Here is an 18444-nt window from a genome sequence, read left to right on the forward strand (position 1 = left end):
GCCGCCCCACTGCAGTGTTCTGCGAAGTGGGATCCGCAGCTCGTGCACAGGCCGCTCGGAGAACGGGGCCGCAGACGAACGAGGGCCGCTATCCCCATCGCGGAATAGCGGCCCTCGTCCATGCCGCCGACGTCCGGCCGGCGAATCGGCCGGGCAGCGCACACTCGGTGCACAACGGGGCGGAAAGCAATCGGTGACAGCGAGAACTGGAGGACTACTGAGAAGGGTTTTCGCCGATCACAGCCAGTTTTCTAGGATCTCGGCCCAGGTCACCTAGACCCGTGGTCTCAGAGGTCGAAGTACAGCTCGAACTCGTGCGGGTGCGGGCGCAGCTGGATCGGGGCGATCTCCTGCGTGCGCTTGTAGTCGACCCACGTCTCGATCAGGTCGGACGTGAAGACGCCGCCGGCCTGGAGGTACTCGTTGTCGGCCTCCAGGGCGTCGAGCACCGCCGGGAGCGAGGTCGGGACCTGGGCGACGCCCGCGTGCTCCTCGGGGGCCAGCTCGTAGAGGTCCTTGTCGATCGGCTCGGCCGGCTCGATCTTGTTCTTGACGCCGTCCAGGCCGGCCATCAGCAGCGCCGAGAACGCCAGGTACGGGTTGGACGACGGGTCGGGCGCGCGGAACTCGACGCGCTTGGCCTTCGGGTTCGAGCCGGTGATCGGGATCCGCATCGCGGCCGAGCGGTTGCGCTGCGAGTAGACCAGGTTGACCGGGGCCTCGAAGCCGGGGACCAGGCGGTGGTACGAGTTCACCGTCGGGTTGGTGAAGGCGAGCAGCGACGGGGCGTGCTTCAGGATGCCGCCGATGTAGTAGCGGGCCATGTCCGAGAGGCCCGCGTAACCCTGCTCGTCGTAGAAGAGCGGGGAGCCACCGGTCCACAGGGACTGGTGGACGTGCATGCCCGAGCCGTTGTCGCCGAAGATCGGCTTCGGCATGAAGGTCGCGGTCTTGTTGTTGCGCCAGGCGACGTTCTTCACGATGTACTTGAAGAGCATCAGGTCGTCGGCCGCGGCGAGCAGCGTGTTGAACTTGTAGTTGATCTCCGCCTGGCCGGCGGTGCCGACCTCGTGGTGCTGGCGCTCGACCTGGAGGCCGTTCTTGTCCAGCTCCAGGGAGATCTCGGCGCGCAGGTCGGCGAAGTGGTCGACCGGCGGGGTCGGGAAGTAGCCGCCCTTGTAACGGACCTTGTAGCCGCGGTTGTTCTCCTCCGCACCGGTGTTCCAGGCGCCGGCCTCGGAGTCGATGTGGTAGAAGCTCTCGTTCGCCGAGGTCTGGAAGCGGACGCTGTCGAACACGTAGAACTCGGCCTCGGGGCCGAAGTACGCGGTGTCGGCGATCCCGGTCGAGGTGAGGTACGCCTCGGCCTTCTTCGCCACGTTGCGCGGGTCACGGCTGTACTGCTCGCCGGTGATCGGGTCGTGGATGAAGAAGTTGATGTTGACGGTCTTGTCGCGGCGGAAGGGGTCGACCCGGGCGGTCGACAGGTCCGCGCGGAGCGCCATGTCGGACTCGTGGATGGCCTGGAAGCCGCGGATCGACGAGCCGTCGAACGCGAGCTCCTCGGTCGGGTCGAAGACCGCCGCCGGGATGGTGAAGTGCTGCATCACACCGGGCAGGTCACAGAACCGGACATCGATGAACTTGACGTCTTCGTCGGTGATGAACTTCTTCACATCGTCGGCGTTCTGGAACATCCAACTCCTCCTACTCCCGACCCGGGAGGGGCGGGGTTGCAGCTCGTTGTGGGGCCAGTGCGGTGGCACACGCTGGACCTGACCATAGGGACAGCGGATTTCTCAAGCATGACCCATTTGTTTCGCTGAAGTTAACCGGGCCGGGTGTGAGAGTGCCGCGACGACCCCCGACCGTACGGATCGGAAGGGGGCCGCAGTACCGTGGACGCGTGGACAACAGGCAAGCAGTCGGATCGTGGCTCTCCGGGCCCGGCGAGGCCGCGAAAGAGATGGGCGCCGACTTCGGCTACCGGGGCAAGCGGCTCGGTCTGCCGGAGGAAGGGCCGGGCGCGATCGCGCCGCTGGGCCGCCGGTTCGGGGCCGTTTTCATCGACTGGGCACTCTGCATGCTTATCGCATATGGACTCATCTCGCGCGGCGGACAGCAGTCGGCGGGGAACTGGGCCCTGCTCGTGTTCTTCGTGCTGAGCCTGCTCACCGTCTCGACGGTCGGATTCACCCCGGGCAAGCGCCTGCTCCGGCTGCGGGTCGTCGCGGAGGGCGGCGGGCGCCTCGGCGCGGGCCGTGTCTTCGTACGCAGTCTGCTGCTCTGCGTGGCCATCCCCGCACTCATCTGGGACCGCGACGGACGCGGCCTCCACGACCGGCTGGCCCGCGCCGTCCAGGTCCGGATCTGACGTCCGGCGCACACGGTCACCCGGCGCACACGGTCACCCGCACGGTCACCCAGTACACGCCACACGACAAAGGCGCGCACGGCAGAGGGCAGCCACAGCAAGCAGAGGGCAGTCGCAGCAAAGGGCGGCCACGACAAAGGCGGCCCGGACCAAGTACATGGTCCGGGCCGCCTTCCGTGTGTGGCGGGGTCAGCGCGTCTTTCCGCCGCGCGGGGCGCGGGCGCTCTTCGGCATGGGGCCCTTGGGGAGCGGCATGTTCGACATCAGGTCGCCCATCGCGCGCAGCCGGTCGTTGGCAGCGGTGACCTGGGCGCCGGTCAGGACGCGCGGCAGCTTCAGCAGCGTGGTGCGCACCTTCTTCAGCGGCACCTGGCCCTCGCCGTCGCCCACGATGATGTCGTGCACCGGCACGTCCACCACGATGCGCGCCATCTTCCTCTTCTCGGCGGCCAGCAGGGACTTCACCCGGTTCGGGTTGCCCTCGGCCACCAGGACCACGCCGGCCTTGCCGACCGCGCGGTGTACGACGTCCTGGCTGCGGTTCATCGCGATGGCCGGGGTCGTGGTCCAGCCGCGGCCCACGTTTTCGAGCACCGCCGCCGCGGCGCCGGGCTTTCCTTCCATCTGCCCGAAGGCCGCTCGCTCGGCGCGGCGTCCGAAGACGATCGCCATCGCGAGGAAGGCCAGCAGGAGACCCAGGATGCCCAGGTAGATGGGGTGACCGATCAAGAAGCCGACGCCGAGGAGGACGCCGAAGACGACGATTCCCAGGCCACCGACGACAAGACCGACCTTGGGATCGGCCTTGCGGGTCATCTTGTAGGTCAGGGCGATCTGCTTGAGTCGCCCGGGATTCTCAGAGTCTGCGTTTGCCTTCCTCGCCATGGCCAGAAGTTTACGCGGACTAAGAAGTGCGGGCCGCCACGGCCTCCAGTACGTGCTCTGCGTCCACCCGGTCCTTGGCCCGGCGGCGGTCCTCCAGGACCGATGTCCAGGCATTGCGGCGGGCGGTGCGCTGGCCGTTGCTCAGCAGCAGGGACTCGACCGCACGGAGTGCTCCGGTGACGGTCGGGATGGCGGTGGCGCGTACGGACTGGGTCGCGGCCTGCATGATGGGGCCCCTCGGGACGGCAGCGGATACACGGCGGATACAGCGGATACAGCGTGACGACGTGGTGCGGTGCGAGACGCGGAGCGGGTCCGCGGCGTGCGCGGGACTGGCGGGCGGAACGATTCTTCCGGGCCGTAGCAACCTCGCTCCGGGCCGTGCGCCGTGCCGCTCCCCGCATCGCTCCCCGGACCGGTGTCCGGTCCGGCAGGGCGGTGCGTAATTCCAGAGTCACTGATTGTTGTTACCAAGGCATGTCCGGGCGGTCAAACGCCGGTGAATGCCGGGTGCTCCCCGTGGAACGGGCGACGCGGCCCGTACCCGCCCCCGACCTGCGAGGACCGTACGAGCCGCGTCTCACGGCCACTACCGCACAGTAGTTGCTTGTGCGCAGATTCACACGGCGGCGGCGCCGCGCCGGTCCATTGCCTGGCGGAAGAGGCGGCCCGCGCGGTACGAGGACCTGACCAACGGACCCGACATCACGCCGGAGTAGCCGATCTCCTCGGCCTCCTGCTGGAGCTCCACGAACTCGGCCGGCTTCACCCACCGCTCGACCGGGTGGTGGCGCGGGGACGGGCGCAGGTACTGGGTGATGGTGATGAGCTCGCAGCCCGCGTCGTACAGGTCCTGGAGCGCCTGGCTGATCTCCTCGCGCTCCTCGCCCATGCCCAGGATGAGGTTCGACTTGGTGACGAGACCGGCCTCACGGGCCTTCGTGATGACTTCCAGGGAGCGCTCGTAGCGGAAGCCGGGGCGGATCCGCTTGAAGATGCGCGGCACCGTCTCCACGTTGTGCGCGAGGACCTCGGGGCGGGACGAGAAGACCTCGGCCAGCTGCTCGGGGACCGCGTTGAAGTCGGGGATCAGCAGCTCGACCTTGGTGCGGCCCTCGGCCCGCTCGGCCGTCATCGCGTGGATCTGCCGCACGGTCTCCGCGTACAGCCAGGCGCCGCCGTCCTCCAGGTCGTCGCGGGCGACGCCGGTGATGGTCGCGTAGTTCAGGTCCATCGTGACGACGGACTCACCGACCCGGCGCGGCTCGTCCAGGTCCAGCGCGGCCGGCTTGCCGGTGTCGATCTGGCAGAAGTCGCAGCGCCGCGTGCACTGGTCGCCGCCGATGAGGAAGGTGGCCTCGCGGTCCTCCCAGCATTCGTAGATGTTGGGACAGCCCGCCTCCTGGCAGACCGTGTGCAGCCCCTCGGATTTCACCAGGGCCTGCATCTTCGTGTACTCGGGGCCCATCTTGGCGCGAGTCTTGATCCACTCGGGCTTGCGCTCGATGGGGGTCTGGCTGTTCCGGACCTCCAGACGCAACATCTTGCGCCCATCGGGTGCGACAGCGGACACGTCCGGCTCCCTACAGCTTCGATTCTTCGGCGAACACCAGGGTACGCCCGTCATATGTATGGCTTGTCTTCTGGCCAACCCGCGACCGCTGAGGCACATTCCCCCGAACGGCCCGGACAGCGCCTGTTCCGGCCTGTTCCGGACGGGGACGGACCGCCCGGACGAAGCTCACCTGCCGCCGTTACGCGGTGGCACCCTCGACCGTACGCGGCGCCAGGGCCGCGTTCTCCAGCACGTCCCGCAGATGCCTCTCCGCGACGGGCAGCGCCTCGGCGATCGTGACCTCGCGGCCCAGTTCGTACGAGAGCGATGTCACCCCCGCGTCCCGGATGCCGCACGGCACGATCCGGTCGAACCAGGTGGTGTCCGGATTGCAGTTCAGCGCGAAACCGTGCATGGTCACGCCCTTCGCGACCCGGATGCCCATGGCGGCGATCTTCCGGTCCTCGCGGCGCTGCCCGGCATTGGAGGGGGCGTACTCGGGGCCGTTCATCCGCGGGTCGAACTCCTCGTCGTGCAGCCGCGGGTCCAGATCCAGCGAAAGACCGCCGATCGACGGGCGCTGCTCCACCGGGTCGCCCAGGACCCAGACCCCGGCGCGGCCCTCGACCCGGCTGGTCTCGACGCCGAACTCCGCGCAGGTCCGGATCAGTGCCTCCTCCAGACGGCGCAGATGGGCGATCACGTCCACCGGGCGCGGGAGCTTCTGGATCGGGTAGCCGATCAGCTGGCCGTAACCGTGCCAGGTGATCTTGCCGCCGCGGTCCACATCCACCACCGGCGTCCCGTCGAGAGGGCGCTCGCTGTCGTCCGTGCGCCGCCCTGCCGTGTAGACGGGCGGGTGCTCCAGGAGCAGCACGGTGTCCGGCGTCTCGTCCGCGAACCGGGCCGCATGCACCTCACGCTGCTTCTGCCAGGCCTCCCGGTACTCGACGGCTTCCTCGCCGAACCCCAGACGGACAAACCGCAGCTCGCTCACGGCAGCTCCTCATCGCATACGGACAGCACGCCCCGGAGGGCGCCACTCAGCAACTGTACGACCGCTTCGAACGGCACCTCTGGGCGGGCAGAAACGACACCTCCTCACACGATCGGATGAATCCGGGGCGAAGGTGGCGGAACGAGCGGTGGAGCCCGCTAAATTCGCGCCGTTCCATGAGGGCTGCTCCCGGCCCGGAAGGCAGGAGACCGCACAGCTGATGACGGAACGAACTCCGCAGCGCACGTCCAACCGCCAGCTCGCCGCGCTCATCGGAGAGGCAGGGTTCTCCAACGCGGGGCTGGCCCGAAGAGTCGACCAGCTCGGCCTTGAGCACGGTCTCGACCTGAGGTACGACAAGACGTCGGTGACCCGCTGGCTGCGCGGCCAGCAGCCGCGCGGAACCACGCCCGCGCTGATCGCCGAGGTCTTCACCAGACGTCTGGGGCGCAGGCTCTCCGCCCAGGATCTGGGCCTCGACGCCTGCGCGCCCGTCTACGCGGGGCTGGAATTCGCCGGTACGCCCGAGGAGGCAGTCGACATCGTCAGCGGTCTCTGGCGCAAGGACTCCGGCAGCCATGCCGAACTGCGCAAGATCGCCTTCACCCCGGCCGGGCTCGTCGTGCCGAGCCGGGACTGGCTGATCGGCCGCCCGGACGACTGGGGCACCCCCGGTTCGGCCGGTGGAGTGAGGCCGGGGCAGAGCGGTCGCGCCGAGCCGCCGCGCTCCGGTGCCCGGATCCCCTCGCAGCCCCGCCCGGCCGTGCCGCGCCAGCGCCAGACCGACCGGACGACCGGGCAGCGGGTCGGCGCCGGGGACATCGCCGCCCTGCGTTCGGTGGGCGAGCTGTTCCGCACGCTCGACCACGCGTACGGCGGCGGCCACGCCCGGCAGGCCCTGGTGCGCTATCTGGAGCACGAGGCGGAGCCCATGCTCCGCGGGACGTACGGGGAGGCGACCGGCCGGCGGCTCTTCGCTGCCGCCGCGGACCTGACCCGGCTTGCGGGGTGGACCTCGTACGACATCGCGGCCCACGGGCTCGCCCAGCGCTACTTCGTCCAGGCCCTGCGGCTCTCGCAGGCCGCAGGGGACCGGGCGTACGGCTCGTACGTGCTCGTCACCATGAGCCGCCAGGCCGTCTATCTCGGGCACGGCCGGGAGGCGGTCCAGCTGGCGCGCGTGGCGCAGCAGGGCGTCGGGACCTCGGCGCCGCCGGTCGTCCAGGCGCTGCTGCACGCCGTCGAGGCGCGCGGACACGGGGTGCTCGGCGAGGTACGGGCCTGCACGGCCTCCCTCGCACGGGCCGAGCGGGCCATGGAGGCGGTGCGTCCCGGCGACGAAGTGCCGTACTGGGCACGGTTCTTCGACGAAGCGCAGCTGGCCGACGAATTCGGCCACTGCCACCGGGACCTCCAGCAGTACCGGGCCGCCGCGCAGTACGCGGAACGCTCGCTCCAGCTGCGCGCTCCCGCCTTCGCGCGTTCCCGGCTCTTCTGCCGGGTCGTGCTGGCGACCGCGCGGCTCGGCCTCGGCGAACTGGACCAGGCGTGCGCGCTGGGCGCCGAGTCGGCGCAGCAGGCGGGGGAGATGCGGTCGGTGCGGGCCGTCGAGTATGTGCGCGAGTTCGAACGGAGGCTGGAGCCGTACCGGGACGCGGCGGCGGTACGGGGGTACCGGGACCGCGTCGCGGCGATGGGCTGAGGCCGGGCGGGTGACGGGGCGGGCGGGGGGCCGTCCCCCGTCCGCCCCGTCATCCGCTCCCGCCGGGCGTCACGCGGCGAGCGGGAATCCGTCCACCGCGATGTCCGGTTTGATGCCGAAGTCCCGCATCACGGCCTGCGCGGCGCGCCGGCCCGAGACGAGCGCGCCCTGCGCGGTGCTGGTGTCGCGGTGGTCGCCGCACACGTACAGACCCGCCAGCAGCCGGACCGGGCGGCGCACGTCGTGCGGTGGCGGCATCGCGGGGACCGCGTCGGGGGAGTGGTGGACGGCGAGGAGTTCCCAGTCGTCGGTCGGTGTGCCGTGCAGCGCGGCCAGCTGGATGAGGGCCGCCCGGTCCAGGCCGGGACCGGGGGCGCCGAGCACGGTCGACGAGATCAGCGCGCGGCCGCCCGGGGCCCGTGCGGGGTCGACCTCGCTCATGACCGCGGTGTGCGAGACGGGGCCCGAGCGGTCGGCGTCCAGGACCAGGGCCGCCCCGGTGGACGGGGCCACCGGGGCCGCGTGGTGAAGGACCGTCACCGGGTGGAAGTCCGGGATCCGCAGCCCGGGCAGCAGAAGGGCGGCCGAGCGGGCGTCGGTCGCGACGATGAGCGCACGGCAGCTCAGCGTGCCCAGCTCCACCGTGGTGACCGAGCTGATGGAGGTCGCGGTGACGGTCACCCCGGTGGACACCGTGCCGGGCGGCAGCGTCGCCGCCAGCCGCTCGGGCAGGACGGCCGCACCGCCCGCCGGTACGCACAGCCGGCCCCGGGCGAAACCGCGCAGGGCGAGATCCGCGCACCGGCTCGACGTGGTCAGCCCGGGGTCGCTCAGCAGCGCGGACAGCAGGGGCCTGAGGAAGCCCGCGGCGGCGCGCGGGGGGAGGCCGTACGAGCGGAGTGCGGCCAGTGCGGTCTGCTCGGGGCGGGCCAGCAGACGTTCCACCGGGGTGGCCGCGAGGCGGGCCAGGGCGGCGCGCAGCCTGGCCCGGTCGAGAGCGCCGCTCACCAGCGCGCCGCTCGCGAGCGCACTGCCGGCGAGGCCACTGCCCGTGAAGCCGGAACCGCCGAGTCCGCTGCTGCCGAGTCCACCGCCGACGAGTCCACCGCCGAGGGGGGCGCGTGAGGCGCTTCGCAGGGCGCGCGCGGCGTTGAGTGCGCCCCGCGTGCCCCCGGCCTCGCCCGTCCGGTGCAGCCGGCCCCCGCTGTGGACGAGGACGCCGGGCGAGAACAGCCTGAGGTCCGTCTCGCCCAGGCACGGAGCACGGAGCAGTTCCGGGTACGAGGTGCTGAGGAACCCTCCGGCGCGGTCCAGGAGGAAGCCGCCGGCCAGCTCGGTGGACATGCGGCCGCCCGGCGACGGGGCGGCCTCCAGGACGCTGACGGACACACCGGCACTGGTCAGCCGGTGGGCGGCTGACAGGCCGGCGAGCCCGGCTCCGACGATGATCACGTCGGCATGCTGTGCGGTACTGAGCACGTGCCCCTCCCCGGGGTCGGCGCGGCCGCGGTGTTCCGTGCGGGGCTGATTCCCCAACGGGTCGCGGAAATGCCCTGGTTCGGGTCGAGACTAGGGAGAGGGGCGGCGCGCGGCAGGCGCGCGACGCGGGGGCATGGGGGCGCGGGGTCGCACGGCGGGGCGGCGCGGGGCGCGGCGCGGGCCGTTCGGCCACCGCGCGGCGCGGGGCCGTACGGATACCTGGGGCGGGGCCCGCCCCGGACCCCGCGCCTCGATCGCCGGAGGGGCCCGGGACGCCTCCCGCCCATGGCCGAGCGGGGCTTGGGACGTCTCCTGCCTGAATCCGCGAGGTGAACTCGCCCTACTGCGCCGCGGCCCGGATCGCCTCGTCGATCTCCGGGAACGCGAAAGTGAAGCCCGACTCCAGGAGCTTCTTCGGCAGGACCCGCTGGCTTCCCAGCACGTCCCCCGCGAACTCGCCCAGCGCGATCCGCAGCGCGGGTGCCGGGGCCGTGAACAGGGTGGGGCGGTGCAGGACCCGGCCCATGGCCGCCGTCACCTCGCGGTTGGTGACCGGCTGGGGGCCGGTCAGGTTCACCGGGCCCGACAGCGACTCCGTGTCCAGGATGTGGCGCAGCGCCGCGACATGGTCGTGCAGCGCGATGAAACTCCAGTACTGGCCGCCGTCGCCCATCCGGCCGCCGAGCCCCGCCCTGAACAGCGGGAAGAGCCGGCCCCAGGCTCCGCCCTCCTTGGCCACCACCAGTCCCGTACGGGCGAACGCCGTCCGGATGCCCGCCTCTTCGGCCGCGTGCGCCGCCTCCTCCCACTCCACGCAGAGCGAGGCGAGGAAGCCTTCACCGGGGGGTGCGCTCTCGTCGACCGCGCGGTCGCCCGTGTCCCCGTAGTAGCCGAGCGCACTGCCGCACAGGAACACCGCCGGCGGTACGTCGAGGGAGGCGACGGCCTCCGCGAGGGTGGCGGTGCCCAGGACCCGGCTGTCCCGCAGTTCCTTCTTGTACGCGTCCGTCCAGCGGTGGTCGCCGACGCCCGCCCCGGCCAGGTTGACCACCGCGTCACAGCCGGTCAGCCCCGCTGTGTCCACGTACTCCCTGGCCGGGTCCCACTCCGTCTCGTCCGCGGCCCGGGCGGCGCGGCGGACCAGCCGCACCACCTCGTGCCCGTCGGCGCGCAGGGAGCGGCCCAGCGCCGTACCGATCAGTCCTGATGCTCCGGCAATCGCGATACGCATGGGCCCATCCTCACGCACCCCGTCGAAATCGCGCAGCGCCCGCACCCGTCGCCGTGGCAGAGTGGCCCGCATGCCCGATCCGCACATACGTATGGCCGTACTGGACGACGGTGACGCGCTCGGTGAGCTCGACCGCACGACCTGGTCCACGCTGCACGAGGTCATGCCGCCGCCTCGGCCCCCGTACCGGCCCTTCTTCGATGAAGAACACCCGCCTGGCGACCTTCTGGTCGCCGAGCTGGCGGGCGAGATCGTGGGCTACATCCGGCTGGTGCCGCCCACGCCGCTCGCCAGCAACGCCCATGTACGCCAGATCCGGGGCCTGGCCGTCGCCGGAACGGCGCGCCGCCACGGGGTGGGCCGGGCGCTGCTGAGGGCCGCGTGCGCCGAGGCGAGGCGCCAGGGCGCCACCCGGATCACCCTGCGGGTGCTCGGGCACAACACCCCGGCCCGCGAGCTCTACGCCGCCGAGGGGTTCGCGGTGGAGGGTGTGCTGCCGGGCGAGTTCCACCTGGCGGGCCGGTATGTCGACGACGTACTGATGGGGCGCGGCCTCACCGCGTACTGAGTCCCTGTACGGACGGCCGCGCGTACGGACAGGCCGTGTGGGCGCTCATGAGCCGAACCGCTCCCACAGGCGGGGATACCGCTCGGCGAGCGCCTCGTCGTCGAAGTCGACCGGCGGCCCCTCCGGGTCGGCGGCCTGCGGCGGAATGCCCAGATCGGGGGTGGGCGCCCCGGTGAGCTGCTCGTACGCCTCGTCGGCCGCGTATCCCAGCTCCTCGCCGTCGCCGTCGATCTCCTCGTCGAAGTCGTCCAGGAGGTCTGCCAGGGCGTCCGGATCCTGCAGCGCGCCCTCGAAGATCTCCCGGCCCTGGCCGATGAGCCAGCAGCGGAAGTAGTCGAAGGAGTCGGCGTCGCTCTCGCGCAGCAGCACGACCGCCGCACCCCACAGATCCCAGCGGTACGCACGGTTGTAGCGCGTCTCGAAGTACCGCGCGAACTCCAGCACGGACTCCGGGTCGAGCTGCGCCAATCGCTCGGTGAGCAGATCGGCATGGTCCTCGGGGTCGCCGTCGGCGGCCGCGCGAGTGCTGTCGATGGTCTCCCAGAACTCCGTCTCGTCCCTCACGCGTACAGCATCGTGGTTGGCGGGGCGCCGCGCACGCGGAGCGCCGATCAGCGGCCCTCTTGTTACCAGGCGATGTGACCGTCCGATGATTCACTCGTTTGACGGTTGTAGCGATTCCGATCACTCACCCCAAAGGGGTCACCCCCGTCATGCGAACGCAAGAGCAACCGGAAGGGGCGCGGTCCGGCGCCGCCCGAGTGGGCGTGGAACAGGCCGAAGCCGCACTCGTCGAGCATTATCCGCGGCTCGTCCGCCTCGCCTACCTCACGCTGCCCCCGTCACTGGGCCGCCACCGCCGTGTGCTCGCCGCCCACGCGGTCGTCCAGCGCGCGCTGCCCGCCTCCCGCGACAGCGGTCCGGTCGAGCCGCGCGTGCCCGTCCAGCGCGGCGCCCCGGAGGACCCCGGATACGCACTGGTCAGACAGCGCGTACTGGAGACCGCCCTGGCGTACGGACAGCGCCCCGGCTGGTGGCCCCGGCAGCTGCCCGCGCCGCGTACGCTGCGGCCCGTGCTGCCCGCCGTCTTCGGGCTGCGGATCTTCCCCCGGTCCGGTGGCGCCGATGAACTCGCCCTGGAACAGGCGCTGTCGGGGACCACGGCGGCCGCGAGAGCCGCGCTCGTACTGCACCGCATCGAGGGCCTGAGCGAACAGGCCACCCGTACGCTGCTGACGGCGGCGGGCGCCACCGACGCCGGGTCCGCGCTGCGCACGGCGCTCCGGCTGGCCCGTACCCCGGCTGAGGCGGGCGCCGACGCGCTGCTGAGCTCCGACGAGTTCGATCCCTGCCTGGTGCACACCCGCCCCACCGACCTGATCCGGCGCAGGCAGCGGGTCAGGTTCGCGCGCTTCGTGGGCGTCGTGGTGACCGTGCTCGCCGTGGCGCTGGTCGTGGTGGACCGCGACGGCAGCTCCGCGCCGCCCGCCGCGACCGGACCGTTCGACCCCGCCGTCAGCGCCCGGGCCGCCGACCCCGCGCTGCTGCTGCGCGCCCCCGCGCAGGAGTGGGCCCACACCTCGCGCATGGACTTCACGGCCTGGCCCGCGCGCGGCGCCCGTACGGGGGACAGCGCGCTGCTCGGCCGGGCGCTGAAGGTCTGGGCGAGCCCGGCCCGTACGGTACGGATCTCCGCCACCCAGGGCGCCGCGACCGTGCCCCCGGCCCAGCCGCCCCGGCTGCTCTACGCGGGCGACGTGGACGGCGCGGCCGTGGTCCTGTTCGCCGACGGTGAGCGCGTCGTCCGGTACGCCGAGCCCACCGACGGCGAGGGCGCGCCCGCGCTCGACTTCGCCCGCACCGACGACGCGGACATCACCACCGGAGCCGCGGTCGTCATCGGCCGCACCGACGGCAACGCCCGGTTCCTGCTGGCTCCCTGGGTCGCCGAGTCCACCACCCGTGACCTCCTCACCCCGGACACCCCGGCGCGCCCGCTCGACGAGGGCAAGGACGGGGTGACCGCACCGGTGTCGAGCCCGGTGGTTCCCGCGGGCGGGACCGGATGCGGGTCCTGGCCCGCGCTCCAGCTCCGTTCCTCCAGCAAGGTGGCGGAGAAGCACGCGTTCCTCCTCACCGACCTCGGTGACCTCACACCCGTCCACCTCACCTACACCCCGCCGCCTGGCGGCGGGGTCCCGGCGAGGGCGCCCCGGGAGGCGACCGGCGGCCAGGCGCTGCTCAGCTGGGCGCACACGGCCTGCTCGCTGGCCGGGGTCCGCGGCAGCGGCGTACGGTCCGTGAACAACTGGGAGTACGCCCGCCAGCAGCTCCCCGAGAACGGCGGCCGCGCCTCCTGGGTGTGCACCAGGGCGGACACCTGGAAGGGGCCCGGCAGGGTCTCCGTACAGCTCCAGCTCCCCACCGGGCAGGTGTCCCGGCCGGGCGCCGTCGTGGCGCAGCAGAAGAACACCGCACTGTGCAGCCGCTTCGGCCAGAACGTCCTGGCCGGTGCCAAGTGGAAGTCCGGCTCGGGAAAGTGGTACCTGCTGGCCGCGGGCAGCAGGGAGGTCCGTGAGATCGACGCGACCGGGGGCGTACGGGCCACGGCGGACGGTACGACCATGGCGGTACGGGCGGGTCAGCGCGACCGGGCCGTCATGACGGCCCGGCTGGCGAACGGGGGCAGGCTGAAGGCGCTGGGCTGAACGCCGGAACCGGACCGCCCCCCGGATTCCCGGCCGCCCCGGGAATCCGGACCTCCCGGGAAATCCGGACCGAGGCTGTCGGGTATCGATGGCACGGTGACCCGTATGGAGACAGAGAAGCCTTTGACGGGACGAATCGCCCTGGTCGCCGGTGCCACCCGGGGCGCGGGCCGGGCCATCGCCGTACAGCTGGGCGCGGCGGGCGCCACCGTGTACGCGACGGGGCGCACCACCCGCGAGCAGCGCAGCGAGGTGGGGCGTGCCGAGACCATCGAGGAGACGGCCGAGCTGATCGGTGCCGCGGGCGGCACCGGGTTCGCCGTGCCCACCGACCATCTGGTGGAGGAGCAGGTCCGCGCCCTGGTCGAGCGGATCGACCGTGAGCAGGGGCGGCTGGACATCCTGGTCAACAACATCTGGGGCGGTGACCATCTCGCCGGGATCGGCGAGGGGAACAAGATGTGGGAGATCCGGCTCGACGACGGACTCCGCATGCTGGAGCTCGGCGTGCGGAGCCACATCGTCACCAGCAGCGTCGCGCTCCCGCTGCTGGTCCGCGCGCGTGGCGGCCTGGTGGTCGAAGTGACCGACGGGACGGCCGAGTTCAACCGGGACTACCGGGAGAACTTCTACTTCGACCTGGCCAAGAACGCACCGATCCGGATGGCCTCCGACCTCGCCCACGACCTGAAGTCCGTCGGCTCCACGGCGGTCTGTGTCACCCCCGGCTTCCTGCGCTCGGAGGCGATGCTCGACCACTTCGGGGTGACGGAGGCGACCTGGCGGGACGCCATCGCCAAGGACCCGCACTTCGCCATCGCGGAGTCCCCGGTGTTCGTGGGCCGTGCGGTGGCGGCGGTCGCCGCCGACGCGGACCGGGACCGGTGGAACGGACAGTCGCTCTCCAGCGGACAGCTGGCCGCGGAGTACGGCTTCACGGACACCGACGGCAGCCGTCCGGACGCCTGGCGGTACATCACGGACGTCGCGCTCGGTGGCTCCGGCGGGTCGGCGGAGGACTACCGCTGACGGCCGGTCCGGGTCATGCGTACAGCCGCGCCGCCGCCGTCAGTGCCTCGGCGAACCGGGCCCGGAGCTCCGGCGGCTCCAGGACCTCCGCCTCCGGTCCCAGCGCGAGCAGTTGCGCGTACGCCACATCCAGCGACTCGACCGGCAGCACGACCGTCACCCGGCCGAGCCCGTCGGGGGCCGAGGCGGCGGTGAGCGCCTCGTTCGCCGCCGCGCGGTCCACCGCGTACGGGAGGGACTCGGCACCGGACGCGGAGACCCGGACCACCACCTCCGCCCGGAGCAGTGACCGGGCGAAGCCGGCGGCCCGCTGCTCCCAGAAGGCGGGCAGGTCGAACGCCTCGTCCCGCACGAAACAGCCGTCCTCCTGCGGTGTGAGCGCGGTGAAGCGGTCGATGCGGTACACCCGGAAGTCAGCCGGATCGTGCGGCCCGGTCGGGTCATCCGGCTCGATCGCATCGCGCGGTTCGCCTTCCGCGCGGGCGCAGACGTACCAGACACCGGCCTTCAGCACGAGTCCGTACGGCTCCAGGTCGCGTTCCACCTCGGAGCCGTCCCGGCGGCGATAGTCCGCCCGCACCCGTCTGTCCGACCAGACCGCGTCGGCCAGCGGGGGCAGCAGCGCCGGGGTGCTCGGCTCCTGGTACCAGCCCGGCGCGTCCAGATGGAAGCGCCGGGCGGCCGATGCCGGGGCGTCGCGCAGCGAGGGGAGAAGGGCCGCCGACACCTTCAGACGGGCCGCCGACGCGGCGTCGTCGAGCCCCATCTCGCGCAGCGCGCCGGGCAGTCCGGACAGGAACAGCGCCTCCGCCTCGGTGCGGGCCAGACCGGTCAGCCGCGTGCGGTAACCGCCGATCAGCCGGTACCCACCGGACCTGCCCCGCTCCGCGTACACCGGAACGCCCGCCTCCGAGAGGGCGAGCGCGTCCCGGGTGACGGTGCGTTCGGACACGTCGAGCTCCTGCGCCAGCTCGGCCGCCGTCATCAGCGGCCGGGACTGGAGCAGCAGCACCATCCTGATCAGGCGGGCAGCGCGCATGGAAACAGCATGCCCGCCACCACCGACAACGGGCGCGTGACATCGGGCACCCCCCGAGTCACACGCCCGTCGTCACGTCACGTCGTCACGTCACGCCCTCACACCCGATGTGCCACGGTCACAGGCCGTAGCGCTCGCGGGCGTCCTTGACCGCCGACACGGGGACCTCACCGCGCTTGGCGAGCGAGGCCAGCGCGGCGACGACGACCGACTGCGCGTCGACACCGAAGTGGCGGCGGGCCGCCTCACGGGTGTCCGAGAGGCCGAAGCCGTCCGTGCCCAGGGAGGTCCAGTCCTGCTCGACCCACTGGCTGATCTGGTCCGGCACCTGGCGCATCCAGTCGCTGACCGCGAGCACCGGGCCGGGGGCCCCGGCCAGCGCCCGGGTGACGTACGGGGTGCGCTGCTCACCGCGGAGCATCGCCTCGTCGCACTCCAGCGCGTCGCGGCGCAGCTCGCCCCACGAGGTCGCCGACCAGACGTCGGCCGTGACGCCCCAGTCGGCCGCGAGCAGCTCCTGGGCCTCCAGGACCCAGTGGATCGCCGTACCGGAGGCGAGCAGCTGTATCCGCGGGGTGCCGGACGCCGCCGCGCCCTCCTTGAAGCGGTACAGACCGCGGCGGATGCCGTCCTCGACGCCCTCGGGCATCGCGGGCTGCCGCATCGGCTCGTTGTAGACCGTCAGGTAGTAGAAGACGTTCTCCGCGTCCGGACCGTACATCCGGCGCAGACCGTCCTTGACGATCACCGCGATCTCGAAGGCGAACGCCGGGTCGTAGTTGAGCGACGCCGGGTTGGTGGAGGCGATCAGATGCGAGTGGCCGTCCGCGTGCTGGAGCCCCTCACCGGTGAGGGTGGTGCGGCCCGCGGTGGCGCCCACGATGAACCCGCGGCCGAGCTGGTCGCCGAGCTGCCACATCTGGTCGGCGGTGCGCTGCCAGCCGAACATCGAGTAGAAGATGTAGAAGGGGATCATCGGCTCGCCGTGCGTCGCGTACGACGTGGCGGCGGCGATGAAGTCGGCCATGGCGCCGGCCTCGGTGATCCCCTCGTTGAGGATCTGGCCGTCGGTGGCCTCCTTGTAGTACATCAGCTGGTCGCGGTCGACCGCGTCGTACGTCTGGCCCTTCGGCGAGTAGATACCGGCCGACGGGAACAGCGACTCCATACCGAACGTGCGGGCCTCGTCGGGGACGATCGGCACCCAGCGCTTGCCGGTCTGCTTGTCCCGCATCAGGTCCTTCATCAGCCGGACGAAGGCCATGGTGGTGGCCATCTCCTGCTGCCCCGAACCCTTGATGAGCGCCTTGAAGGCACGCTCCTCGGGGTCCGGCAGCACCACCTGGTGCACCCGGCGGGCCGGGGCGGGACCGCCGAGCTCGGCCCGGCGCTCCTGGAGGTAGCGGACCTCGGGGGAGTCGGCACCGGGGTGGCCGTACGGCACCAGGTCCTCGTCCAGCTTCGCGTCCGGGATGGGCAGGTCCAGCAGGTCGCGCATGGTGCGGAACTGCTTGCCGTCCAGCTTCTTCATCTGGTGGTTGGCGTTGCGGGACTCGAAGCCCTCACCGAGCGTGTAGCCCTTCACGGTCTGCGCGAGGATCACGGTCGGCGCGCCCTTGAACTCCAGGGCCGCCTTGTACGCCGCGTACACCTTGCGGGCCTCGTGGCCGCCGCGCGAGGTGTGGAAGCACTCGGCGATCTTCGCGTCGGTGAGCAGCTTCGCCAGCTCGGCGAGCGCGGGCTCGGCGCCGAAGAAGTGCTGGCGGATGTAGGCCACGTCGCGCGTCGCGTACGTCTGGAACTGGGCGTCCGGTACCTCGCGGAGGCGGCGGATCAGCGCACCCGTGGTGTCGAGCTGGAACAGCTCGTCCCAGGCGGAGCCCCAGAGCGTCTTGACGACGTTCCAGCCGGCGCCGCGGAACTGGGCCTCCAGCTCCTGCACGACCCGGAAGTTGGCCCGCACCGGGCCGTCGAGGCGCTGCAGGTTGCAGTTGATGACGAAGGTGAGGTTGTCGAGACCCTCACGGGCGGCCAGGGTGAGCGCGGTCGTCGACTCGGGCTCGTCCATCTCGCCGTCACCGAGGAAGGCCCAGACGTGCGAGTTCGAGGTGTCCTTGATGCCGCGGCCGGACAGGTAGCGGTTGAACCGCGCCTGGTAGATCGAGGAGATCGGGCCCAGGCCCATGGAGACCGTGGGGAACTCCCAGAGCCAGGGCAGCCGCCGCGGGTGCGGGTAGGACGGCAGGCCGTCGCCGCCCGCCTCCTGGCGGAAGTTGTCGAGCTGCTGCTCGCTGAGGCGGCCGTCGAGGAAGGCGCGGGCGTAGATGCCGGGCGACGCGTGGCCCTGGATGTAGAGCTGGTCGCCGGACCCGTCACCCTCCTTGCCGCGGAAGAAGTGGTTGAAGCCGGTCTCGTACAGCCAGGCGGCCGAGGCGAAGGTGGCGATGTGGCCGCCGACGCCGAACCGGGAGCCGCGGGTGACCATCGCGGCCGCGTTCCAGCGGTTCCACGCGGTGATCCGGCTCTCCATCGCCAGGTCGCCGTCGAAGGCGGGCTCGGCGGAAGTAGGAATGGTGTTGACGTAGTCGGTCTCCAGCAGCTTCGGCAGCGCGAGACCGTCGCTGTCGGCCCGCTCCAGCGTGCGGCGCATCAGATATGCGGCACGGTGGGGGCCGGCGGCCTTGGTGACGGCGTCCAGGGAAGCCGCCCACTCGGCGGTCTCCTCGGGGTCGCGGTCCGGGAGCTGGTCGAGCTCGCTGTGAAGCTTGCCTACGGGGTCGGTCATGGTCGCCGCCTTCCGGACAGAACAGGGGGTGAAGAAAGGCCCGGTCTGGCAGGACAGGGCGACGGGCTGGGTGAAGCCCTCCGGAGACTGTA

Annotated in this window: 15 protein-coding genes; 5 read left to right on the top strand and 10 right to left on the bottom strand. The window is 71.8% G+C overall.

The window, feature by feature from the left end:
• Window positions 1-287: 287 nt before the first annotated feature.
• Window positions 288-1697 carry a type I glutamate--ammonia ligase gene (glnA, locus tag OG285_RS26870; protein ID WP_266857753.1) on the bottom strand — a complete coding sequence of 470 codons (1410 nt, stop codon included), beginning with the start codon at window positions 1695-1697 and terminating at the stop codon, window positions 288-290.
• Between the two features lie 209 nt (window positions 1698-1906).
• Here glnA and OG285_RS26875 point away from each other — a divergent pair, with 209 nt between their 5' ends.
• Window positions 1907-2374 (top strand): RDD family protein, encoded by a 468-nt coding sequence (locus OG285_RS26875; RefSeq protein WP_371792468.1) that lies wholly within the window; start codon window positions 1907-1909, stop codon window positions 2372-2374.
• A gap of 189 nt (window positions 2375-2563) precedes the next feature.
• Here the strand turns inward: OG285_RS26875 and OG285_RS26880 are convergent, their stop codons facing one another.
• The 4 genes from OG285_RS26880 to lipB all read right to left on the bottom strand — a co-directional run bounded on the left by OG285_RS26880 (window position 2564) and on the right by lipB (window position 5811).
• Window positions 2564-3259, bottom strand: coding sequence for a DUF4191 domain-containing protein (locus OG285_RS26880; RefSeq protein ID WP_328317099.1), 696 nt, complete (start codon window positions 3257-3259; stop codon window positions 2564-2566).
• Window positions 3260-3278: 19 nt separating this feature from the next.
• Complete coding sequence (locus OG285_RS26885) at window positions 3279-3485, bottom strand: hypothetical protein (protein WP_356825110.1); 207 nt, start codon at window positions 3483-3485, stop codon at window positions 3279-3281.
• 393 nt (window positions 3486-3878) lie between these two features.
• The gene (lipA, locus tag OG285_RS26890) at window positions 3879-4832 is read right to left on the bottom strand and encodes a lipoyl synthase (protein ID WP_356825108.1); all 954 of its coding nucleotides are present in this window, start codon (window positions 4830-4832) and stop codon (window positions 3879-3881) included.
• A gap of 181 nt (window positions 4833-5013) precedes the next feature.
• A complete protein-coding gene (gene lipB, locus OG285_RS26895) occupies window positions 5014-5811 on the bottom strand; it encodes a lipoyl(octanoyl) transferase LipB (RefSeq protein ID WP_356825106.1) in 798 nt (265 codons plus the stop codon).
• 220 nt (window positions 5812-6031) lie between these two features.
• Here lipB and OG285_RS26900 point away from each other — a divergent pair, with 220 nt between their 5' ends.
• The gene (locus OG285_RS26900) at window positions 6032-7513 is read left to right on the top strand and encodes a regulator (protein WP_356825104.1); all 1482 of its coding nucleotides are present in this window, start codon (window positions 6032-6034) and stop codon (window positions 7511-7513) included.
• Between the two features lie 69 nt (window positions 7514-7582).
• On the opposite strand, the gene OG285_RS26905 is transcribed toward OG285_RS26900, so the two are convergent.
• Window positions 7583-8992, bottom strand: coding sequence for an NAD(P)/FAD-dependent oxidoreductase (locus OG285_RS26905; protein WP_371792469.1), 1410 nt, complete (start codon window positions 8990-8992; stop codon window positions 7583-7585).
• 340 nt (window positions 8993-9332) lie between these two features.
• Window positions 9333-10223 (bottom strand): TIGR01777 family oxidoreductase, encoded by an 891-nt coding sequence (locus OG285_RS26910; RefSeq protein WP_356825100.1) that lies wholly within the window; start codon window positions 10221-10223, stop codon window positions 9333-9335.
• Between the two features lie 70 nt (window positions 10224-10293).
• Between OG285_RS26910 and OG285_RS26915 the strand changes: the two genes are divergently transcribed.
• On the top strand, window positions 10294-10791 hold the full coding sequence (locus tag OG285_RS26915; protein ID WP_371792470.1) for an N-acetyltransferase family protein: 498 nt from the start codon (window positions 10294-10296) through the stop codon (window positions 10789-10791).
• 45 nt (window positions 10792-10836) lie between these two features.
• Here OG285_RS26915 and OG285_RS26920 read toward each other — a convergent pair whose 3' ends face one another.
• Window positions 10837-11355 carry a DUF4240 domain-containing protein gene (locus OG285_RS26920; RefSeq protein ID WP_356825096.1) on the bottom strand — a complete coding sequence of 173 codons (519 nt, stop codon included), beginning with the start codon at window positions 11353-11355 and terminating at the stop codon, window positions 10837-10839.
• 149 nt (window positions 11356-11504) lie between these two features.
• Here OG285_RS26920 and OG285_RS26925 point away from each other — a divergent pair, with 149 nt between their 5' ends.
• Both OG285_RS26925 and OG285_RS26930 read left to right on the top strand, forming a co-directional pair.
• Window positions 11505-13499 (top strand): hypothetical protein, encoded by a 1995-nt coding sequence (locus OG285_RS26925; protein WP_371792471.1) that lies wholly within the window; start codon window positions 11505-11507, stop codon window positions 13497-13499.
• 105 nt (window positions 13500-13604) lie between these two features.
• Window positions 13605-14528, top strand: coding sequence for an SDR family oxidoreductase (locus tag OG285_RS26930; protein ID WP_371792472.1), 924 nt, complete (start codon window positions 13605-13607; stop codon window positions 14526-14528).
• A 13-nt stretch (window positions 14529-14541) separates the two neighbouring features.
• Here the strand turns inward: OG285_RS26930 and OG285_RS26935 are convergent, their stop codons facing one another.
• Entirely contained in the window at window positions 14542-15567 is a 1026-nt protein-coding gene (locus OG285_RS26935; protein WP_371792473.1) for a helix-turn-helix transcriptional regulator, read from the bottom strand.
• A gap of 118 nt (window positions 15568-15685) precedes the next feature.
• Window positions 15686-18352, bottom strand: coding sequence for a pyruvate dehydrogenase (acetyl-transferring), homodimeric type (gene aceE, locus OG285_RS26940; RefSeq protein ID WP_371792474.1), 2667 nt, complete (start codon window positions 18350-18352; stop codon window positions 15686-15688).
• Between the last annotated feature and the right edge of the window lie 92 nt (window positions 18353-18444).

It is taken from the genome of Streptomyces sp. NBC_01471 (assembly GCF_041438865.1).
In the GTDB taxonomy this organism is placed as follows: domain Bacteria; phylum Actinomycetota; class Actinomycetes; order Streptomycetales; family Streptomycetaceae; genus Streptomyces.